General features: G+C 48.4%; 16 protein-coding genes. All 16 read right to left on the reverse strand.

Going from position 1 to position 19,981, the window contains the following annotated elements:
* Positions 1-87: 87 nt before the first annotated feature.
* The 16 genes from ACGHZ6_RS13810 to fliD all read right to left on the reverse strand — a co-directional run bounded on the left by ACGHZ6_RS13810 (position 88) and on the right by fliD (position 19,914).
* On the reverse strand, positions 88-648 hold the full coding sequence (locus tag ACGHZ6_RS13810; protein WP_390614556.1) for a chemotaxis protein CheW: 561 nt from the start codon (positions 646-648) through the stop codon (positions 88-90).
* Between the two features lie 20 nt (positions 649-668).
* Complete coding sequence (locus ACGHZ6_RS13815) at positions 669-3,134, reverse strand: chemotaxis protein CheA (RefSeq protein ID WP_390614557.1); 2,466 nt, start codon at positions 3,132-3,134, stop codon at positions 669-671.
* A 5-nt stretch (positions 3,135-3,139) separates the two neighbouring features.
* Complete coding sequence (locus ACGHZ6_RS13820) at positions 3,140-3,499, reverse strand: response regulator (RefSeq protein WP_390614558.1); 360 nt, start codon at positions 3,497-3,499, stop codon at positions 3,140-3,142.
* A 109-nt stretch (positions 3,500-3,608) separates the two neighbouring features.
* The gene (locus ACGHZ6_RS13825; RefSeq protein ID WP_390614559.1) at positions 3,609-3,887 is read right to left on the reverse strand and encodes a lipid asymmetry maintenance protein MlaB; all 279 of its coding nucleotides are present in this window, start codon (positions 3,885-3,887) and stop codon (positions 3,609-3,611) included.
* Positions 3,888-4,146: 259 nt separating this feature from the next.
* Complete coding sequence (locus tag ACGHZ6_RS13830) at positions 4,147-4,590, reverse strand: flagellar export protein FliJ (protein ID WP_390614560.1); 444 nt, start codon at positions 4,588-4,590, stop codon at positions 4,147-4,149.
* A gap of 26 nt (positions 4,591-4,616) precedes the next feature.
* The gene (fliI, locus tag ACGHZ6_RS13835; protein WP_390614561.1) at positions 4,617-6,053 is read right to left on the reverse strand and encodes a flagellar protein export ATPase FliI; all 1,437 of its coding nucleotides are present in this window, start codon (positions 6,051-6,053) and stop codon (positions 4,617-4,619) included.
* Positions 6,050-7,078 carry a flagellar assembly protein FliH gene (locus tag ACGHZ6_RS13840; protein WP_390614562.1) on the reverse strand — a complete coding sequence of 343 codons (1,029 nt, stop codon included), beginning with the start codon at positions 7,076-7,078 and terminating at the stop codon, positions 6,050-6,052. The genes fliI and ACGHZ6_RS13840 overlap by 4 nt, the downstream gene beginning before the upstream one ends.
* A 26-nt stretch (positions 7,079-7,104) precedes the next feature.
* Positions 7,105-8,145, reverse strand: a complete 1,041-nt coding sequence (fliG, locus tag ACGHZ6_RS13845) for a flagellar motor switch protein FliG (RefSeq protein WP_390614563.1) — start codon at positions 8,143-8,145, stop codon at positions 7,105-7,107.
* Between the two features lie 142 nt (positions 8,146-8,287).
* Positions 8,288-9,982 carry a flagellar basal-body MS-ring/collar protein FliF gene (gene fliF / locus ACGHZ6_RS13850; RefSeq protein WP_390619168.1) on the reverse strand — a complete coding sequence of 565 codons (1,695 nt, stop codon included), beginning with the start codon at positions 9,980-9,982 and terminating at the stop codon, positions 8,288-8,290.
* Between the two features lie 57 nt (positions 9,983-10,039).
* Positions 10,040-10,420 carry a flagellar hook-basal body complex protein FliE gene (gene fliE, locus ACGHZ6_RS13855; protein ID WP_390614564.1) on the reverse strand — a complete coding sequence of 127 codons (381 nt, stop codon included), beginning with the start codon at positions 10,418-10,420 and terminating at the stop codon, positions 10,040-10,042.
* 229 nt (positions 10,421-10,649) lie between these two features.
* Positions 10,650-10,832: a PA3496 family putative envelope integrity protein gene (locus tag ACGHZ6_RS13860; protein ID WP_390614565.1), complete on the reverse strand. Its 183-nt coding sequence runs from the start codon at positions 10,830-10,832 to the stop codon at positions 10,650-10,652.
* A 191-nt stretch (positions 10,833-11,023) separates the two neighbouring features.
* Positions 11,024-12,499 carry a sigma-54-dependent transcriptional regulator gene (locus tag ACGHZ6_RS13865; protein ID WP_390614566.1) on the reverse strand — a complete coding sequence of 492 codons (1,476 nt, stop codon included), beginning with the start codon at positions 12,497-12,499 and terminating at the stop codon, positions 11,024-11,026.
* Positions 12,500-12,507: 8 nt separating this feature from the next.
* Positions 12,508-13,872 carry a sensor histidine kinase gene (locus ACGHZ6_RS13870; protein WP_390614567.1) on the reverse strand — a complete coding sequence of 455 codons (1,365 nt, stop codon included), beginning with the start codon at positions 13,870-13,872 and terminating at the stop codon, positions 12,508-12,510.
* A gap of 286 nt (positions 13,873-14,158) precedes the next feature.
* On the reverse strand, positions 14,159-15,607 hold the full coding sequence (locus tag ACGHZ6_RS13875) for a sigma-54 dependent transcriptional regulator (protein WP_390614568.1): 1,449 nt from the start codon (positions 15,605-15,607) through the stop codon (positions 14,159-14,161).
* A gap of 377 nt (positions 15,608-15,984) precedes the next feature.
* On the reverse strand, positions 15,985-16,368 hold the full coding sequence (gene fliS, locus ACGHZ6_RS13880) for a flagellar export chaperone FliS (RefSeq protein WP_390614569.1): 384 nt from the start codon (positions 16,366-16,368) through the stop codon (positions 15,985-15,987).
* Positions 16,369-16,410: 42 nt separating this feature from the next.
* On the reverse strand, positions 16,411-19,914 hold the full coding sequence (fliD, locus tag ACGHZ6_RS13885) for a flagellar filament capping protein FliD (protein ID WP_390614570.1): 3,504 nt from the start codon (positions 19,912-19,914) through the stop codon (positions 16,411-16,413).
* Between the last annotated feature and the right edge of the window lie 67 nt (positions 19,915-19,981).

Below are 19,981 nucleotides of genomic sequence, written 5' to 3' on the forward strand. Positions count from 1 at the left end.
CGGTAATTACCGATTTATCGATAAATTCTGTATACAACAATTCCTGAATAATATTTAACCTATGCCGATCAACTTGAATTAATCACGTCAACTCTCCTCAGACTCAATTAACTGCTGAGTAACTTCTGCCAGGTTCGGAATTTCATCCATATTCAGTAGACGGCTGATTTCAAGTAAAATAACCATTTTCTCATTCACAGAAACCAGGCCGCGGATATAATCTGTATTAACAGAGTCACCTAAATCAGGCGCCGTTTTCATATCTTTATCTGACAGGTTGTATACGTCCGAAACGGCATCGACAATAATGCCCATAATTCGGCTGCCATTATCAGTGGCCACTTTCAATACAATCACCACAGTCACCGCGGTATATTCGATTGCATCCAAGCCAAAACACTGACGTAAATCTATCAAGGGAACAATTGTGCCCCGCAAATTGATAACACCCTTTATTTTGGCTGGTGCATTGGGGATTGGTGTTGCAGACTCCCAACCCCGAATTTCCTGAACACAAAGAATATCTACGCCGTATTCTTCACCTGCCATGATAAATGTCAGGTATTGTTCTCCATCATCTGTAGAAGTCTCGGTTGACTCCGCTACTGCCAATCCTTCTACCGCTGCTTCTGCACCTACCGCTTGCATGTGTTCCTCCAATAGACAGGTTAACCTGCTTGAGCCATGGTTATTTGACTGGTAGCCAGCTCTTGAGCGAGCGGCACCATTGTATTGATGGCCTGGTGGTTAACACCGGCCAGCTTGACCAATCCAACAATATCGAGAATAAGAGCAACTGTGCCATCGCCAAGAATCGTAGCACCGGACACGCCCTCTACACGCTGATAGTTATGCTCCAGGCTTTTAATGACCACCTGTTGCTGAGCTAACAACTCATCCACCACAATGCCCACTTTTTCACCATCACATTCAACGACAACCAATAGGGAATCTTCTACGGCATCGTTTTCTGGCACAATATTAAAAATATCGAACAGGCGGATTATTGGGACATACTCATTACGCAGTTGAAATACATCACACCCACCTGCTACACGATTCACCAATTCCGGTTTGGTTTGTAAAGATTCAACAATGGATACCAGCGGGAAGATATAAGTATGAGTGCCTACGCGTACCAGTTGGCCATCGAGAATAGCCAGGGTTAAAGGAAGACGTATGGTAATACGGGATCCTTCACCGGGTTTGGAGGTAATTTCAACGGTACCATTCAGCTCTTGTATGTTACGTTTTACAACGTCCATACCGACGCCGCGCCCAGACACATCACTGACTTCTGCTGCGGTTGAAAAGCCCGGTGCAAAGATTAAATCGTATATCTGTTCATCGCTAAGATGAGAGGCATCTTTTTCAGTGATAACATCTTTCTCAACGGCTTTTGCGAGAATTTTCTCGCGGTTAAGGCCGCGTCCGTCATCCTCAATTTCGATAACAACGTTTCCACCCTGATGGTAGGCATTTAATATGATCGTGCCAAAACCATCTTTACCGGCCTGTTGCCGCTCTTCGGGTAATTCAATGCCATGATCCACGGCATTACGCACCAGGTGAACCAGGGGATCACCGATTTTTTCCATAACGGTTTTATCGAGTTCAGTCTGCTCGCCACGCAGCTCCAATTCAATTTCCTTATCCAGCCGCCGACTCAGATCGCGAACCATGCGCGGGAAACGACTAAACGCAAAGCTGATTGGCAGCATACGAATGCGCATAACGCTTTCCTGTAACTCACGGGTATTCTGTTCCAGCTGACCGAGTCCTTCCATGAGTTTGGGCAACCTATTAACATCAAAGTCGGTGCCCAACTGACCTAACATGGATTGCGTAATTACCAGCTCCCCAACCATATTAATCAGATTATCAATCTTATCGATACCAACACGAATAGAGCTTGAATCTTTGGCTGCTGCTTTCGCTGCTGCCTTGGGTTTAGCGGCAACTTTAGATACTGATGTGCTATCGGCTGAGTTCTCTGTAACCGCAGTCTTATTATTACTATCACCTGCGGGAGTTTCTGCAATTGATTGTTGCTGATTGGCAGCGGAGGTTTCTGTATCAACCAAGCCGAGAGGCTCAACCCGAATAAGCGACTCATCGGCAACCCACTCAAATACTTCATCGATTGCTGATTTTTCAATATTACCTTTGATCGTGAGATGCCATGCTAGAGCACAGGATTCAGGATTAAGATTCCCCCAACCCGGCAAGTGTTCAAGATCACAGGAAACTTGCAATTCACCCAATTCCTGTAATTCACGAAATAGTCTTAATGGCTCATTACCGGTACGTAAAATATCCGCATCAGGCTGAAAGTAGATACTCCAACCTGCTGATTTAAATTCTCGTTCAGACATTAGAATGTCAATATCAGCTTCATCGTCGACCCATTCAAAAACTTCTTCAATGGCCTGCCGCGAAACCTTATCGTGAATGGTCAACTGCCAACCCAGATAGCATTGCTCCGGATTTAGGCTGTCAAAGCTGGGGATATCATTAAGTAAAGGACTAACCTCAAACTGACCGGGCTCACTCAGCAACTCAGCCAATTCCCTGAACATGCGTAGAGGTTCATTTCCCGTTCTCAGCATATCCCTATGGGGTTTGAAAAAGATTGTCCAGGGCCCCTCAGCTTCAGCAGTTGATGTAGAGACTTGAGACGCTTCAACCGGGGCGACGGGTTGTGAGTCTGTAGAGGCTGCTGCGGCCTCAGACTTAGCAACCGGTTCGCCAGCCAAGATGCTTTCAAAAGCAGCTTTAAGAACATCTGCCTGAGTGGCATCTGGTTCTTCCTGATTTTGCAGTGCTGTCAGCAGTGCCCGCAGGCAATCGACCGACTGCAGAAACAGATCCACATCGTCCTGGCTGATACCCCGTTTCTCGGCACGAATTTCATCCAGTAATGTTTCCAAAACATGGGTAAATTCCGCGACGATTGAAAAACCAAACGTGGCGCTGCCTCCTTTGATAGAGTGCGCGGCTCGAAAAATAGAGTTTATGGTTTCGGCATCCGGTGCCAAAGGATCCAACTCCATTAACGAGCTTTCCATTTCATCAAGTCCCTCAAAGCTTTCCTCAAAGAAGACCTGATGAAATTGAGAGAGATCGATGCTCATGGCTGTTACAACACCTTCTTGATAGTGGCCAGTAATTGGTCTGGGTTAAATGGCTTAACGATCCAGCCGGTAGCACCAGCTGCTTTACCCTGGCTTTTTTTATCCATACTGGACTCAGTGGTCAGCATTAATATCGGGACAAATTTATAGGGCGCCAGCTTCCTTAATTCAGAGATTAAAGAGATGCCATCCATATTGGGCATATTGACATCGGAGATGACTAGATCTACGGCTCCTTTTTGGGCAATCCCCAGGGCTTCCACGCCATCGGAGGCCTCGACAACATCGTGCCCCGCCCCTTTTAAAGTAAATGACACCATTTGACGCATTGATGCAGAGTCATCCACGGCGAGAATCTTTGCCATAAGTACATTCTCCAGTTTCTATTAATTAAATCTTCTAATTAAATTTTCGAACCTAACTCTCTGTTACAAACAAACTATTACAAACGAACTGTTACATCCCAAATTCATTTCAGCTCAACAACAGATGCTCTTTGAGACCCAACTGGTCCGCGGCATCAACAATCACTGAGGGAGTAGAAGCCCAGGAGCACGCAGCCCCATGGTTTTTCAGGGTGTTAATAAAGACGTATAACAACTGTAAACCCGCCGTGTCTGCGCGAGTTACCGCTGCGGGATTGAAGACAACATCAGTGCTCCCCGAAGCATGGGGCTCAAGCTGTTCATGTAGCGACTCGGCAGTCGCAATGGTTAGATTCTCGGGCAAGTCCACGACAATGGGGTCAGCCACGTTAACCTCCTGTATCCATGTGACACTGGGGCAAATGCCAGCGCGGAGCCAGCATCCTTTGCATTAACCAATATCCGTTATGTCGGTCAAAGTCATGCAAACTTTATATTCGCCTCCTAAGTCTAGACGTTGATTTAACCTTTGCTAGAAATTCGCATAAAAATTGAAAGACTTATAAAGCTTTCTGGTTTGAGGTAGAAATAAAAGGGATAAAAAGGAAAGAAAAAATGAAATAGATGACAGGCTTGCTAAAACGCAATCAAGAATTACGATGGCGACTTAATGTTGTTAACTCATCAATCTCTTTTTGCAGTTGTTTTTCCAGGGCAGCATTTTCTGAAACCTGCAAACGCTGAATCAACTCTGCGATTGATCGGCGCCGATGATAGAGCTGTTGCCACTCCACCAATAAACGCTCATTTAACTGTTCGCCTTGCTTAACTCTGGTTTGCTGAACACTGACAGACTGCTCCAGCTGCTGCAAGAAATGACGATAGGTCATAATAGTTTGAGCTGTTAAGCCTTGACGCTGCTGATCAATTTGATCGGCATAATCCTGAAAGTAATCGCGCAGCTCTTGCAACTTTCCCTGCTCCAATTGCTGTTGCTGGCGCGCCTCCTGCAAGCGCTGGGCAGCTTGATCTTCCGCCCTCTCTGCCAAGGTAAGAACAACGGCCATACGTTTAGAGCGTTTAATCGCCATCACAACTACTCAAGCTTGTATAACTCTTATCGTCCAGCAGCCAATGCGCCGCCATTGGCGGGTTTATTCACTGCCGGTTTGGCTTGTTGCGGATTCACGCCGCCGTTAGCCGCAGCGGCAGCCTTTCCAGCGTTCATCGCAGGCATCATCACCTGATCAAGTTGCTGACGACTCGCCGCAAAGGGTACCGAATCCTTGAGGCCTTGGGTGACAAATTGACGTAAATGCGGTTGTCGCTCAATGGCAATATCTGTCTCTCGATCGGCTCCCTGAGTATAAGCGCCGATACTGATAAGGTCCTTATTCTGTTGATAGACACTTAACAACTGTTTAAAGCGCTGCATACATTTTAGATGGGTGTCATCAACGATATTAGGCATAGCCCGGCTAATGGAAGCCTCAATATCAATAGCGGGGTAAATCCCCTCTTCGGCCAAACGACGTGACAGCACCACATGCCCGTCCAGGATGGCCCTGGCCGCATCGGCAATGGGGTCCTGCAAATCATCGCCTTCCGTCAATACCGTATAAAAAGCTGTGATTGAACCAGCCCCTGCTTCGGCATTACCAGCCCGCTCAACCAACTGAGGTAATTTGGCAAAAACAGAAGGCGGATAACCTTTGGTTGCCGGTGGCTCACCAATGGCCAGGGATATTTCGCGTTGCGCCTGAGCATATCGGGTCAGGGAATCCATCAGCAATAGCACGTTTTTACCGCAATCACGGTAGTATTCGGCTACCCGTGTCGCCAATTGAGAGGCGCGTAAACGCATCAGAGGTGCGTCATCGGCAGGAGAGGCCACAACTACGGCTCGGCGTAAGCCCTCCTCGCCGAGGATATGATCAATAAACTCTTTCACCTCACGGCCACGCTCACCAACAAGACCCACCACGACAATATCGGCGGTGGTAAATCGCGTCATCATCCCCAAGAGCATACTCTTGCCCACACCACTGCCGGCAAACAGCCCTAAACGCTGTCCACGCCCTACCGTCAGCAAAGCATTGATGGCACGTATACCAACATCAAGAGGCTCAGAAATTGGGTTACGATTGAGAGGATTAATCAGCTCCGGGGTGAAATCGAGAAAATCTTCGCCCCCGATAGATCCCTTACCATCCAGAGGCTGCCCCAGCCCATTGATGACCCGACCCAGTAAGTCGGGACCGATACGCATACCGTTGTGTTCACCTAATGGCCTGACAATGGCTCCGGGGCGCAAACCTTCAACATGCTGAATGGGCATAAGGTAAATTTTTTCATGGGCGAAGCCTACAACTTCGGCCTCAACCCGACGACCATCAAGGCCAATAACTTCACACTGGTGACCGACAGAAATATTTAATCCCACGGCTTCCAGTGTCATACCCACCAAACGGGTTAAGCGGCCTTGAGCCTGAGGCGTAAACTCAAATTTACCCAGCGGACGATACTGCTCCAACTGATCGAGCAACTTCGTCACGGTGATTCCTCTTTATTTCCCGGAGAAAGGTCATTGCCCGGTGCAGGGTCATTACGTGGGCTATCAGGAAAATCATCACTAGCAGTATCATTGAGCTCGGCCTGGCCGTGCTCGCTCACCTCTGCAGCGACCGTTGATGGCGTGAGTTCGACCGGTGCCGATAGGACTTCCTGATCCAACTGTGGTGTAGGGTTTTGGTCAGGATCAAGGTTTGATGTCTGCGATAGTTGACGGGTGAGAAACTCCTCAAGCAAAGCATCCATTTGTGATTCAACTGAATAATCAACCTGACTCTCTGCTGTTTCAATATGGCAACCTCCCGGTGTTAAACCTGCATCGCCATAAAACTGCCAGCCCAATTGTTTTTCTTCCGCGTAAGACTCAATCATAGCCAAGTCGTCAGGATTTAATGTCAGCCGTAAACTTTTGGCACCAACGGGTAACGCAGCTACGGCCTGCTTAACCACAGCTAAAATATCACCAGAATCGATTTGCAATTCACGCTTAATGATTTTGCGAGTCAAGGCACAAACAAAATCAAGCAGCATCAAATAAAGCTGCGACTCCTGCTCCTTGAAAGGCACCATTAACTGGTTAGTAATTTGCTGAAGCTGCTGCACTTTTTGCCGCAACTGCACATCGGTTTCCTGCTTGGCTTTTTGTAAGCCTTCCTGGTAACCCTGTTGGTTACCCTCCTGCTTACCCTGGGCAAAACCTTCCTGATGGCCTTTGGCGAAACCTTCTTTTTCTGCCGCTTCGGTTATTTCCTGCAGGTGCTCAGCGGTAATCGGCTGCATCGTAATATCAGCAGCATCGATATCTTCAATAACCTCACCTGACTCGGTAACAGCTCCGGGGGCTTTTTCAGCGACTTTTCGTGGTTTTGGCTCAGGACGCTTTTCCGCTTCGATAATATTGCCAAACTCGTCCATTTCCGGCAGTGACCAGCGCTGAAATGCACCAGTATCCTCTTCCGGAATACGATTGACAGCATGCCCCGATTTTTTCTGCTCAGTAGTTGTCATACGTTAAATCTGATCACAAACAGCCATTACATCATCTGCTCGCCGCCACCGCCGAGCATAATCTCGCCGGCATCCGCCATACGTCTGGCAATGGTAAGAATTTCTTTTTGTGCCGCTTCCACTTCCGATACACGCACTGGGCCTTTGGCCTCCAGGTCGTCACGCAACAACTCGGCAGCACGCTTGGACATATTCTTGAAGATTTTCTCTTTAAGCACTTCATCACTGCCTTTAAGGGCAACAATAAGCGATTCGGAAGACACTTCGCGCAGCAGTACCTGGATACCACGATCGTCAACATCTTTGAGGTTGTCGAAGACAAACATAAGATCCTGAATCTGATTACCCATATCTTCATCAGATTCTTTAATCGATTCCATAAGATCGGCTTCGATTGAACTATCGAGATTATTCATAATCTCAGCCGCCACTTTATAACCGCCCATAGCTTTGGTTTGCGAGCTGGCATTACCGGAGAACTGTTTCTCGAGAATATCATTGAGTTCTTGCAGGGCGCTTGGCTGTACGGTATCCAGTGCAGCAACACGCATCATAATATCCAGACGCACTTTATCCTGGAAATAACTCATGATTTCTGCCGACTGATCCGGGTCCAGATAAGCAATCACAATCGCTTGAATCTGCGGGTGCTCATTGCGAATAATATCGGCTACCGAACGCGCCTCCATCCACTTAAGCGTATCAAGACCGGTGGTATTACCGCCAAGCAATATCCGATCGATCAAACCATTGGCTTTATCTTCACCCAGCGCGGTAACCAGCATATTGCGGATATAGCTATCGGCGCCCATACCCAGGCCAGTCAGGGTGCGAACTTCATCCAGAAAACCAGACAATACGGCTTCAACTTCATGTTGCTCGATATTGGTCAATGAGGACATGGCGGTACCGATACGCTGCACTTCCTTTGGCCCCATATGCTTGAGCACTTCCGCCGCATCCCCTTCTCCCAGGGTCATCAACAGGACGGCGGCCTGATCGACTTTGGTAAGGTTTGAAGAAGGTTTATCTTGTGTCGCTGGCGCTGGCGCCTGTGCTTCTGCCATAATCTATGTCCTAGCTTACCCTTGCTTGATGGTGCGTGTATGTGCCCTCAAGGGTATAAAGCAGTTACGGATTTGTTAAATATCTTTCTATTGTTTTTACAGGGGCCGTAAGTGTTATTGGCTATTAAAACACCACTGAGCTTTATTCGCCTTCATTAATCCAGCGTTTAATCACCTGGGCAACACGGCCCGGATCTTCTGCGATCAGCCCTTTGACGGCATTGAGCTGCTGCTCATAGCTCTCTTCCGGGCTAGGCAACGCCAGAGCATCACCACCGGTTAAGGTCACCGTTTCATCGGAGAGGCCTTCAAAACTATCCAGCCCAGCGGCTTCCAGAGCGGCCATTTCACGCGCCTCTTCCTGCTCTTTGGCTTTTGTGCCCGCTGTGGTCAGGCTCTTTAACACCGGACGCAATAACCCCAGGATAAGCGCCACAATAATCAACAGGCCAACGAGCTGCTTAGCCAATTGCTGGAACCATTCCTCTTGCCAAAACTTTGCTTCAGTGACAACAAACTCATCGGAACGCTCAACAAACGGCGAATTTAGTACGTTAACGCTATCCCCGCGGGCAACGGAAAAACCGACGGCATCGCGAACCAAAATGGATAAACGCTCCAACTCATTATCACTCCAGGGTACACGCCTTTCTTCGCCGGTAGCCGGATCAATATCCACCCGATCATCAACCACAACTGCAACCGTCATGCGACGAACTTTGCCTTTTTGATGTTTGGTATAGCTAACTGTGCGATCAAGCTCATAGTTGCGGGTCGCTTGGCGACGCATATTGTTGTTGCCGGCACCGGCGCCTTCTTCTCCACCTTCAGCTTGTTCAGGGGCTTCTGCACCCGCAGGCGGCTGATTGGTTAGAGCACCAGGAATACCCGCAGCCAAAGCGCCGGCATTGGCACTCTCTTCAAGGGTTTGCTCGCTACGAATGGCGGGCAAGTCCGGGTTGTAGATTTCTTCTGCCTGCTCTACTTCGGTGAAATCAACATCGGCACTCACCTCCGCGCGGTAATTACCGTTACCGACAATCGGGTCGAGAATACTGTTAACCCGTTGGGTAATATCCGCCTCCAGCTTGCGGGTGTAGTCGCGCTGTTTGGCAGCCATCACAAAGGACTGATCCTCTTCACCGGTCGATAGCAGATTACCCTTTTGATCTACCACGGTGACATTATCGAGAACCAACTCCGGAATACTGGAAGCGACAAGGTTGGCAATAGCTTTTACCTGGTTTGGCTTAATACCGCGACCAGGAAACAATTCAACAAATACGGAGGCACTGGGCTCACGGGCTTGACGGACAAACACCGAACGCTTGGGAATCGCCAGGTGCACACGCGCACTACGTACTGCATGAATGCTGGTAATGGTCCGCGCCAATTCCCCTTCAAGACTACGACGGAAACGTGCATTTTCCATAAACTGGCTGGTACCCAACGGCTGTTCTTGATCTAGTAATTCAAAACCAACGGAACGGTCACCGGGCAATCCTGCTTCCGCCAACTTTAGGCGAGCTTTGTGTACATCCTTGGTATCGACTAATAGCGCCCCACTGGCGCCATCAACTTTGAACTTGATATCGTGCTGTTCCAGGATCTGTACGACTTCCTGGGAATCGAGTCGGTCAAGACTGCCATATAAGGGGCGATAATCTTCGCCCTGTGTCCACAACACCACAGCAAAACCAATGGCAACACTGGCCGCCAAACCAACCATTAAACCGATTTGACGAATCAGATTGAGATTATTAAAACCCTCGACCAAATCGTTTGTGGAGCGATCTTTAATACTGCGATCACTGCCCAGGTCATCACCTAATCCCATATCGGTTTCTGCTGTAGCCATAACCTAATTCTTCTTTCGATCAATCAAAGCCGCTAATTAAAGCGGCATATTCATCACATCACGGTAAGCGTCAATTAATTTATTACGCACCTGTACCATGGATTGAAATGAGACGCTGGCTTTCTGAGATGCAACCATCACATCGGTGATATCGACATTGGGATCACCCTGCTCATAGGCTTTGGCCATAGCCGAAGACGCCTGCTGCACGTCATTGACCTTGTTAACCGCCTGGCCAAACATCTCCGTAAAACTCGGCACCTTCTCCTGCGCATTGACCCGATCCTGTGGACGCAGTCCCTGGGCTTCGGCGACATCACGCGCCGAAAGATTGTCGGTTTTATTGAAAGCTTGAGTTTGAGATTTGAGAGAACGCATCTCGACCAGCAAACGGTTGATATCGACACGATCAGTCATGGTTACCTCGCAATTAAAGGTCTGAATATTTCTATCCGGCGACAATTTTTTGGCTTTTTGTACCGGGAATTCGTAATCTGCGAGGGTTACTGCATAAAGCGGGCCAGAACTTGCCACCCACAGGAAGAAAGAGGAAAGATGTTGCCGCCAGGGGCAAGAAAAAGACAGCTAAGAGGTAATGTGGATGTTAGATGCTGGTGCATCTAACATCCAACATCAAAGTAATCTACTAGAGATCGAATTCAAACTCTTTGAGTTCGCGACTAAGGCGTCTATCTTCGAGCTTTTCTTCTAATCGGCGCCTGGCATCAAGCTGATCGGCACTTTTACTGGGACGGGAAGGTTTTACGGGAGCGGATTCCACAGGGATTCTGGGTTTTACCTCGGACGGCGTAAGAACAGCTGTACTCATAGCGGTACTCCTCCATGACTGCGTTATTTGTGTGTGTTATTTTTTACGCGGGTCAAAAAATATACTGGCAGGAGTTGCGGGTCAAGCCCCACGATATGATATTTTGACGAAGTTTCTATGACGCTTTGGTCATAATTCGAAGGCCCTCAGAGTGAAGGCCTTCAGCAGAAGAGAATATTCTTACAAATCAATCAATTAGCCAAAGCAGCCTGCAGATCAAAACCCTGCTCTTTTAATTTGGCCAATTTATAGCGCAAGGTGCGAGGGCTAATCCCCAAGCGCTCAGCCGTACCCTTCTTACTGCCCTGCTCCTGGCGTAAGGTGCTGACAATAATTTCAAATTCGCGCTGCTTTAAATCATCCCCCAAAGCTGCTGGCTCCAACGCCTCGGCAGTATGTGCCACCGTATCTACAGCGCCTATAACTCCTGGGGTGGATTCTGGCGTGGCTATCGGATTAACGATGCCCGCTGGCACATCAGCCACCCTGGCATCGATCAGGCTCGGCTTTTCACTGTAGGCCGTTTGCTCCATCAATCCCAAATCCGCCCCATGGATTTTGGCTCCCGGCTGAAGAATCAATGCCCGCTGCATCACGTTATCCAGCTCGCGCACATTTCCCGGCCACGGGTAACCCAATAGCATCTGCCGAGCGTCATCGGCGAGGACAACCCCTTTGCGATATTGCTTCTGGGCATGCTTGGCCAGCAGTTTTTCCGCCAGAGGGATAATGTCCGCAGGCCTATCTCGCAAGGGTGCCCACTGCAGCGGTAAAACACTCAGGCGGAAATACAAGTCTTCACGGAATTTTCCTTCGGCGACATGCCGACGCATATCACGGTTCGACGTAGCAATGACGCGTACATCCAGAGGAATTGTTTTACGTCCTCCCAACCGTTCGACTTCACGCTCCTGCAAAACCCGCAGTAACTTGGCTTGTAAGCCCAAGTCCATCTCAGAAATTTCATCCAGCAGAATAGTACCGCCATTGGCCTGCTCAAACTTACCCGGTGCACTGCTGTGAGCGCCGGTATAGGCCCCCTTCTCGTGACCAAACAACATAGCCTCGAGCATATTTTCGGGAATAGCCGCGCAGTTTATGGCAATAAACGGTTTATTGGCACGTGGCGAATGTTGATGGACATAACGCGCCAGAACTTCTTTACCAGTACCGGATTCGCCGATAATCAAAACCGTGGACTCCGACTCAGCGACACGACGTGCAAGCTGCAACAACTGCTGACTGCCAGGATCATTGGCAACCGGTTCGTCACCTGCCGCCTCCTGCCCCCCGGCATAACGCCCCACAGTTTCAACCAACAATTCAGGTTCAAAAGGCTTCACCAGGTAATCAACGGCGCCATCGCGCATGGCCTCGACAGAGCGATCAATACTGCCGTAAGCCGTATTGAGTATCACAGGAATGTGGGCATATTGACGCTTAATTTCTCGCAGCAGCTCGTGGCCATCCATACCGCCCATATTGACATCGGAGACCACCACAGCAATATCCGCATGCAGTGCCAATTGTTTTAGCGCTTCTTCGCCACTGTCTGCGGCCACGACGTCGTAGTTAGCAAGCTCCAGGGTATCAGTCACCGCTTCTCGCAGGTTGGGATCATCCTCAACGACCAAAATTTTCGCAGCAAGGTTTTCCGAGGCTGACATAACAACTCCTAACATTCTTCAGTAGGTGAATACTGGGTAACTTCTTGTGACACAGCGGATACAGCTTGCGGGTCACTAGCCATTCTCTCAGGTGCTTGAGAGGCCAAAGGCAGGCTAAGGCGGACATGGGTTCCCACCCCCTCTTTCGACTGCAGCTGTAATTCGCCACCATGGGCACGCATAACTGTTTGAACTACCGATAACCCCAAGCCAGTTCCCTGAGCTTTGGTTGTCATAAACACATCGGTTACGGAATTCAAAATTTCCTGTTTGATACCTGGGCCTTTATCGACAACATCAATAATCAACGGCTGAACCAATTCGCCATTAGTATTGGCCTGGGCTTGCTCCCCCAAGGAGAAATGAATACTCAGCTCAGCGCGGGTTTCCACTGCTTGAATCGCGTTGTTAACCAGGTTTAGCAGTGCCCCCACGAGAATATCCTGATTACAACGTAACATATGCGTGGGGCACGCATTGCGCCACAAACAGCGGGACTGGCTGGTTTCCAACACCACTTCCATCTCTTCTGCCAGGGATTCCTGTAACTCCGCCACACTGATTAAATCCGGTAAAGGAATATCACCTTTAACGAACATCAACATGTCCTGAACCTGACGCTCCATATGGTTTAGGCGCTTAAGCAGCTTGTCGGAAAATTTTTGTTGTTGCTGGGGTTTTAACTGGCCACCACGTAAGTGACCTGCGTATAACATAGCGGCAGATAGTGGTGTACGAATCTGATGTGCCAATGCCGACACCATTTTACCCAACGCGGACAAACGCTCATGACGGCTTAACTCTGCCTGCAGACGACGGGTTTCGGTTTGATCGGTCAACAGAATAATTTGACCATCCTGGTGACCTTCAGATTCCAGAGAGCGTGTAGCAATACTGATACGTCGCCCGGCCTTGGTTGACACTTCATGGCCGTCATCGCTACGCGGTGCAAAACTGCGCACAATAACATCACGCCACAGCATACCTTCCAAAGGTTCACCGAGCATATCCACTGCCGCAGGATTACATTCAGTGACACGCCCGCGCGCATCCAGCACGACGACACCGCCAGGTAATACCGTGAGAAGATTTTCAAGGCGATTAGCGAGGCGCTCTTTTTCCGCCAGCTCTTCCAATCGTTTAGCAGAAACCGTATTCAGCTCTTGGGTCAGCTCCGTAACACGATCTTCAAGCAAACTGTACGACTCTGAAAGCTGTTCGGACATTTCGTTAAACAGCTGAAATGCCCGGCGTAAATCATCACCCTTCGGTGGCTGAGCCGCATCTGTTTCGCCACTAATCAGGGATGCATCTATTACACCCAGAGGGGATTCAGTATCTGCTTGTCTAAATTGTTGTTGGGCAAGAGCCACGACAAACCTCTCCTAAATTTTATGTCGCCATGCAGTTTTTTGACGCTTGACGACTTATTTATGAGGGTATCTGCAAACACAATGCCAAGTTATTTTTCCCTTTAGAATCAATCAGTTACACAAAAAGAAATATGTAAAAGGTCAAATTTATGACTAACAAAGCAAACCTCAACAGAAGAAGCTAGAATGGTGTCAATTTTATAGGGGAGATTTCGAATTACGCTTCAGGGATACGTAATTCGTGATTAAATTAAAGAGAAAAAGAGGGAGATTTACAGCGCAGGTCCTAGCCGCGCTGCAACTCATACTTGCGCATTTTTTCAACCAGGGTCGTGCGACGAATGGTCAAACGATCAGCAGCGCGAGCAACAACTCCACCGCAATCGTCCAATGCCTGCTGAATCAAATTCTTTTCAAGATTGGTCAGGTATTCTTTTAAATCAATACCGTTTTCTGGCAATAAGGTGGTATCACTCATACTGACAACGGTAGTTTTTGCGGGCTCAAGCTCATCGAACGCCTCAAACTCTTCGTCTGTCACATCGATATGGCGATACTTCTTCGGCAAGTCCTGCACACCAATCACACCGTAAGGGTGCATAATCGCCATACGCTCCACCAGGTTAGCCAATTCCCTTACATTACCCGACCACTCGTGTTTACAAAGCGACATAATCGCAGCAGAATTAAAACGGATAGACCCCCGCTTTTCACTCTCCATACGCGATACCAGCTCATTTAACAGCAGCGGTACGTCTTCGCCGCGCTCGCGCAGGGAAGGCATTTCGATGGGGAATACATTTAGACGATAATAGAGGTCTTCACGGAACCTGCCCTCTTCAATCATCTGTTCCAGATTGCGATGGGTCGCTGCAATAATACGTACATCGGTACTGAAGGTTTTATTACCCCCTACCCGCTCGTAACTGCGCTCCTGTAGCACACGCAAAATTTTCACCTGCATGTTCAGAGGCATATCACCGATTTCATCTAGAAACAGTGTGCCGCCCTCAGCCATTTCAAAACGTCCGGCACGGGCAGATATAGCACCGGTGAATGCGCCTTTTTCATGGCCAAACAATTCACTCTCCAGCAGCTCAGCCGGAATAGCACCACAGTTTACTGGAACAAAGGGTTTGTCACGACGATCAGAGTTGTAGTGCAGGTTACGGGCAACCACTTCCTTACCTGTACCTGATTCGCCAGTAATCAAAACGGTGACATCTTTATCCGCCACCTGCCCCATCATCTCGCGCACCACTTCAATTTCGCGACTGGTACCAACCAGGCTGCGGAACAAGTGCACAGGGCGCTGAATATTGGCCTGACGACGACGCAACTCAAAAGCTTCACGATAGCGCTGCGCGCGATGCAAGGTATCGAGTAATTTACTGTAGGTGGGAGGTAATTCCAGGCTGGCAATAACCATATGCTTGAGATACGGATCCCAGTCATCGCTTAACACCTGATCCTCACCGGCGAGAATCACGGGGACGGCATTATCCCAAGTCTGAATTTCTTTCAGTCGAGTATCCAATGCGCGCTTGCGACAGCAATCACCCAGAATCACTGCAACATAAGGAGAATCATCATCCAGCGCAGAACTGGCAACGGTTTGCCAATCTTCACATCCGCTAATTACAGCTGGCTCGCCTAAAAAATCGAGAATAATCTTCAAATCGTAGCGACGACCTTCATCATCATCCACTACCAAGACTTTCAACTCTCGCCACATGCGACTACTAACCTTCTACTTCGTAATGTAAGAAGCGCACCAGATCTACTGGTACAACTTAACCGGATACAGTTGTTCTAACTGGCAACCCTTCTCTACCGCTCTAGGTTGGTACCCACCGTGTGCCTTTTACAAATTGGTCAACAAGGTGCTGTGCCAGGTCAATTCACTGACTATGACTAATCAAGTAATAGTCAACGCGCTGGCATCGGTCAAATATCTGACGGGGGAGGATCTTATAGAAACTCAAGGAATATAGAAAGAACGTTATTATATCTATTAAATCTAATTTAAGCCAATTCAATAACAAATTTGTGACTAAAGTCACTCTTCGGGGTCACATTGAGCACGCCAGTGGCGTGCCACAACACGGCAACTTAAACCTTCGGAGCAATCTCATCCCAGCCGGATTTCACGGTTTTTATTAGCCCCAACACCTCTTCAATGCCGGCCTGATCATTGTCGCGGTTGGCCTCCAGAAGTCGAAACTGCATGTATTCATAGAGACGATCCAGGTTGTCTGGCAGATCACTTTCAACGCCTTTATCGAGGCTGTCACGCAAGCCTGAGAGAATGCTAATGGCCTTGCCTAACATAATGCCTTTGGTTGCCATATCTTCGCGAGCCAGGGCGCCCTTGGCGATGGAGAGGCGCTCTATGGCGCCCTCGTACAGCATTTGAATCAGCTTGTGCGGAGACGCATTATTCACCCGTGTTTCGAGATCGACTTGTTTGTACTGTGATAACGGATTTGTTGCCATAGTTAATCTTCTCTAGCTTTTTCACGCTTCTCAATCAAATATTTAATCTTGCTTTAATGCTGCAGCCAAGATGTCAAACTGCTGCTTCAGGAAGTCTTGAGTGGTATTAAGTTGTTGAATAATACTGTCATTAAACGAAAACTGAGATGCCAACCGAGCCTGAAACTGTTCGATACGCTCATCCAGAGCCAGACGCTCTTCTGCAATTTCTGACAACTCATCCTGCAAACCGGTTTGCTTGATGCCCAAACCACCTTGGCTATCTAGCAAATCATCAAGATAGCTTTCGAGCTGCTCAGCAATACCCCTATTATAATTGACCGTTCCGCGGTGACCTAAGCTGCCGCCGGTAACATCAATACGTAATCCTTCTGCGGCTGTACCCGACAACCCGGTTAATCGCTGCCCTGTACCGAGAGCGACCGACCCATTGATTGTGCCTTGTACATTAAGACCGAACTCATAATTAAAGCTTGCATCAGTCGTTTCTACCAAACCCAAGCTGTCAGCAGCAAAAGTGTTGGGGGATTGCACGTGGAAATTCACGTCGTTACCAAAATCAATGGTAAAACGACCGCCTTCCGTTCCACCGTCATAGGTAACGTTTACCTGAGTAAGGTCCTGCCCACGAACCAAACCCGAGTTGTGACCAAAACCGTCCAGGGCCCCCTCGCCATCAAAACCACTACTGTATACACCAGCTGCCGGTAAAATCGATAAAGGATCTGTTGCTCCCGCTACGACTCGAATGGTAGCGCCTGTACCTATGGTTTCTGTCGTGGAAACTCCATCTTGACTAACGGTTTCAAAGTAGAGCTGATTACCTGCATCCAAACGCGCAACAATATCTCCAGCTTGATAATAGGGATTAGACTCTAACTCCGCATCAATTTTACTTTGCACATAAGCTTGAACTTCGGCAGGCGTATTGCTGACTGAAGGATCCCCATCTAGCGTAATATTAAATCCGAAAGCACCGGCTACCAAGGTAAAGGATGTCACATTACCCGTAAAATCTTCTGTGCCTGTGATCGCACTCGTCCCCAAGGCCGTTTTTGCACCAGAACCATCTGCTACTACATTTAACGTTTCACCGATACCTGTGGCAACAGTTTTAAACGAAAGGCCGGTACCATTACGGTCAACCACCACATTACCGGCCAGGCCCGGTGTCGCATCAATAACATCCTGCACACTTTGCAAGGTATCATCGATAAAGTCAGTATTTCCATCTCCATCAATGTCACCTGCAGCAGTGCCATTGGCATCAATCACCAAGTCATAACGGGTTCCGTTATATTCAAGGCCTACCGCTCTTGCAGTAGTAGTAAAGTCGAGAGCTCCTGCGGTGATATCCAGGCTTCCGGCCGCCGTTTCTGCTACTGCCGCCGAGGCAATAAAGTTAGCATCAGCTTGTATAGCCGCTTCTAGCGCTGCTGCGATATCACTACCATCACTGCTGGCTATAGGAACAGAAATCGTGCCCGACGTTACCCCATTGGCTTCAATCACAAACTCAGCGGTATCGTTTAACGCAGCACCTAACGTATCAGAGACATCCAAGCCTATCTGAGGCGTAAAGGTTCCACTGCCAGCACTCAACCCCAAAGTATTGGCCATACCTGAATCGGCGGTTAACGCGGTAAAGCCTAACCCTGTGGTGCTACCTTGAGTAAAACTGACATTAAATTGCCCTTCTTCCTGATCCGCACTAAAGCTCACATCCGCAGAAATATTTTGTAATTTAAAGTTGATATCATCATTAATGGCATCTTCAATAGCTTGAGCCAGAGTGTCACCATTGGTGTAGTTGCCGTTAGCTATTTGGATGGTATTTGAGGAAACGCCGTTAACACTTAGTGAGAATTCATCATTCCCCCCATTAACGGTTAAACTACCCACCAGATCACTGGTCGTTGCCAAGGTACTGACTTCAGCATTCTCCTGCCCCCCGAACTCAGGCTCACCCAGCCCCAGGGTTAACGCAGAACTGGCATCGACATTTAAAAAACCAACACTGGACTGAGAACCATAACTGGCAGAAGTAATCTCAAAACGCGCATCGGAGGCATTGTAACCAACATTAACCGAACGTCCCGCACCCTGAATATTCAGATCACTATTGATACTGTTTTGCAGTATCTCGGCCAATTCAGTGCCGGTATAAGTGCCTTGATTGAGTACGATATTATCAGACAGAGTGCCATCAACACTGACCCGGAACCCATCGTTACTATCATCAATTACAAAGGGCTCACCACTGGTAGACATACCGATGTATTGAGCTTGCGTTGCCAACTGCGAGATCACAATATCGTAATCACCGCTTTGGGTATCTACAGTGCCACTGACAAAATCGATTAAATTATCCGTAGTACTGCCAGTAGTACCAAATAGTGTCGTCAGGCCTTCAGCATTGGTAGCCAAAGCCTCCTGAAACACGGTGGCATCAAAAATAAACTCACCAGTTTCACTGTTGGTTTTAATACCCACCTCTGACAAGGTACGGAATTCATTACCTTCCAACTGGCTAACAAATTGACCAAGGATTCTCTGACTGGTGGTTATTAAATTTCGAACTGTACTATCACCCGTAAACAAACTTCCCAGCCCGGTATCCGGATCAAAGGCGGTAAGCTCGTTTACCGTGCTTTTTAACTCATTGTAAGCATCAACAAAGGTCTGCATCCGTTCTGTAACCGCAGCGGTATCAGGTTCGATTGAAAGCGTTACCGGACCAGCACCTTCCTGACGTAAATTCAGCGTCAAACCATTAATAACACCGGTAACCAAATTGGATTCACGGGTGATATCCAAGCCATTGACTTTAAACGCAGCATCACTGCCTTCAACTGTTTGCAGCATGGTAGTCGTGGCATCGTTAAAATCCAGGGAGTCCAGTCCGTTGGTTGGATTGTTAGCTGTCAGCGTAAAAGCATTGTTTTCACCGGTTTCTTCCGACTCAAACAGTAAGCGGTAGCCGCTGCCAGTATCAACAATGCTGGCACGAATACCTATTTCGGCATCATTAATCGCATCGCGTACACCGGTTAATGTGTGATTACTGGCATCAATGGTTACCTTGCGTAGCGAGACTTCTGGATCGGCTGTAAAGGAGAAAGTTGGACCACCGGAATCATAATCAACATCACCAAAATCAAACTGTAACTCGCCTTCCCCCACTACGGCATCAAGACTGGAGTATTCCGCAGTAGCCAGCGTTTGAGCCCGCGCCAACGATGTTGTTTCTATGGTGTAAACACCAGGATCTGCAATAGAGCTCGCTGTTGCCGTCAGTGCCGATTCATTAGTAGAACTGGCAATGTTGCTTTGAAACGATGAGGTTAACGTCAGCCCGCTGGCCGCGGAACGAAGATTCTCGGCCAAACTGGTGATTGTACCCAATTCGGTAATCTGAGCGGTTACCAGCTCTTCCTGGGAGTTCAGGCGTTTATCCGCCGCCTCACGCTCCACCGCGACCAGATCATCGATCAAGTCGGAGGTTAAGACCCCGGAACCAATACCAATGGATGAGATTGAAGCCATCTAAACTTACCTCCGGCTTTCCACCTGCCAACATGACAGCCTGAAAGCACTGAATAGTACGGCAAAG

This window comes from Maricurvus nonylphenolicus (assembly GCF_042854845.1).
Taxonomy (GTDB): Bacteria; Pseudomonadota; Gammaproteobacteria; order Pseudomonadales; family Cellvibrionaceae; genus Maricurvus; species Maricurvus nonylphenolicus.

Bases quoted from the DNA above. Each gene is read 5' to 3' on its own strand.
- ACGHZ6_RS13860 (WP_390614565.1), bottom strand. From the start codon at position 10,832: ATGAGTACAGCTGTTCTTACGCCGTCCGAGGTAAAACCCAGAATCCCT.
- fliF (WP_390619168.1), bottom strand. From the start codon at position 9,982: ATGGGATTAGGTGATGACCTGGGCAGTGATCGCAGTATTAAAGATCGC.
- ACGHZ6_RS13815 (WP_390614557.1), bottom strand. From the start codon at position 3,134: ATGAGCATCGATCTCTCTCAATTTCATCAGGTCTTCTTTGAGGAAAGC.
- fliE (WP_390614564.1), bottom strand. From the start codon at position 10,420: ATGACTGATCGTGTCGATATCAACCGTTTGCTGGTCGAGATGCGTTCT.
- ACGHZ6_RS13875 (WP_390614568.1), bottom strand. From the start codon at position 15,607: ATGTGGCGAGAGTTGAAAGTCTTGGTAGTGGATGATGATGAAGGTCGT.
- ACGHZ6_RS13840 (WP_390614562.1), bottom strand. From the start codon at position 7,078: ATGACAACTACTGAGCAGAAAAAATCGGGGCATGCTGTCAATCGTATT.
- ACGHZ6_RS13810 (WP_390614556.1), bottom strand. From the start codon at position 648: ATGCAAGCGGTAGGTGCAGAAGCAGCGGTAGAAGGATTGGCAGTAGCG.
- ACGHZ6_RS13830 (WP_390614560.1), bottom strand. From the start codon at position 4,590: ATGGCGATTAAACGCTCTAAACGTATGGCCGTTGTTCTTACCTTGGCA.
- fliD (WP_390614570.1), bottom strand. From the start codon at position 19,914: ATGGCTTCAATCTCATCCATTGGTATTGGTTCCGGGGTCTTAACCTCC.
- ACGHZ6_RS13865 (WP_390614566.1), bottom strand. From the start codon at position 12,499: ATGTCAGCCTCGGAAAACCTTGCTGCGAAAATTTTGGTCGTTGAGGAT.
- fliS (WP_390614569.1), bottom strand. From the start codon at position 16,368: ATGGCAACAAATCCGTTATCACAGTACAAACAAGTCGATCTCGAAACA.
- fliG (WP_390614563.1), bottom strand. From the start codon at position 8,145: ATGGCAGAAGCACAGGCGCCAGCGCCAGCGACACAAGATAAACCTTCT.
- ACGHZ6_RS13820 (WP_390614558.1), bottom strand. From the start codon at position 3,499: ATGGCAAAGATTCTCGCCGTGGATGACTCTGCATCAATGCGTCAAATG.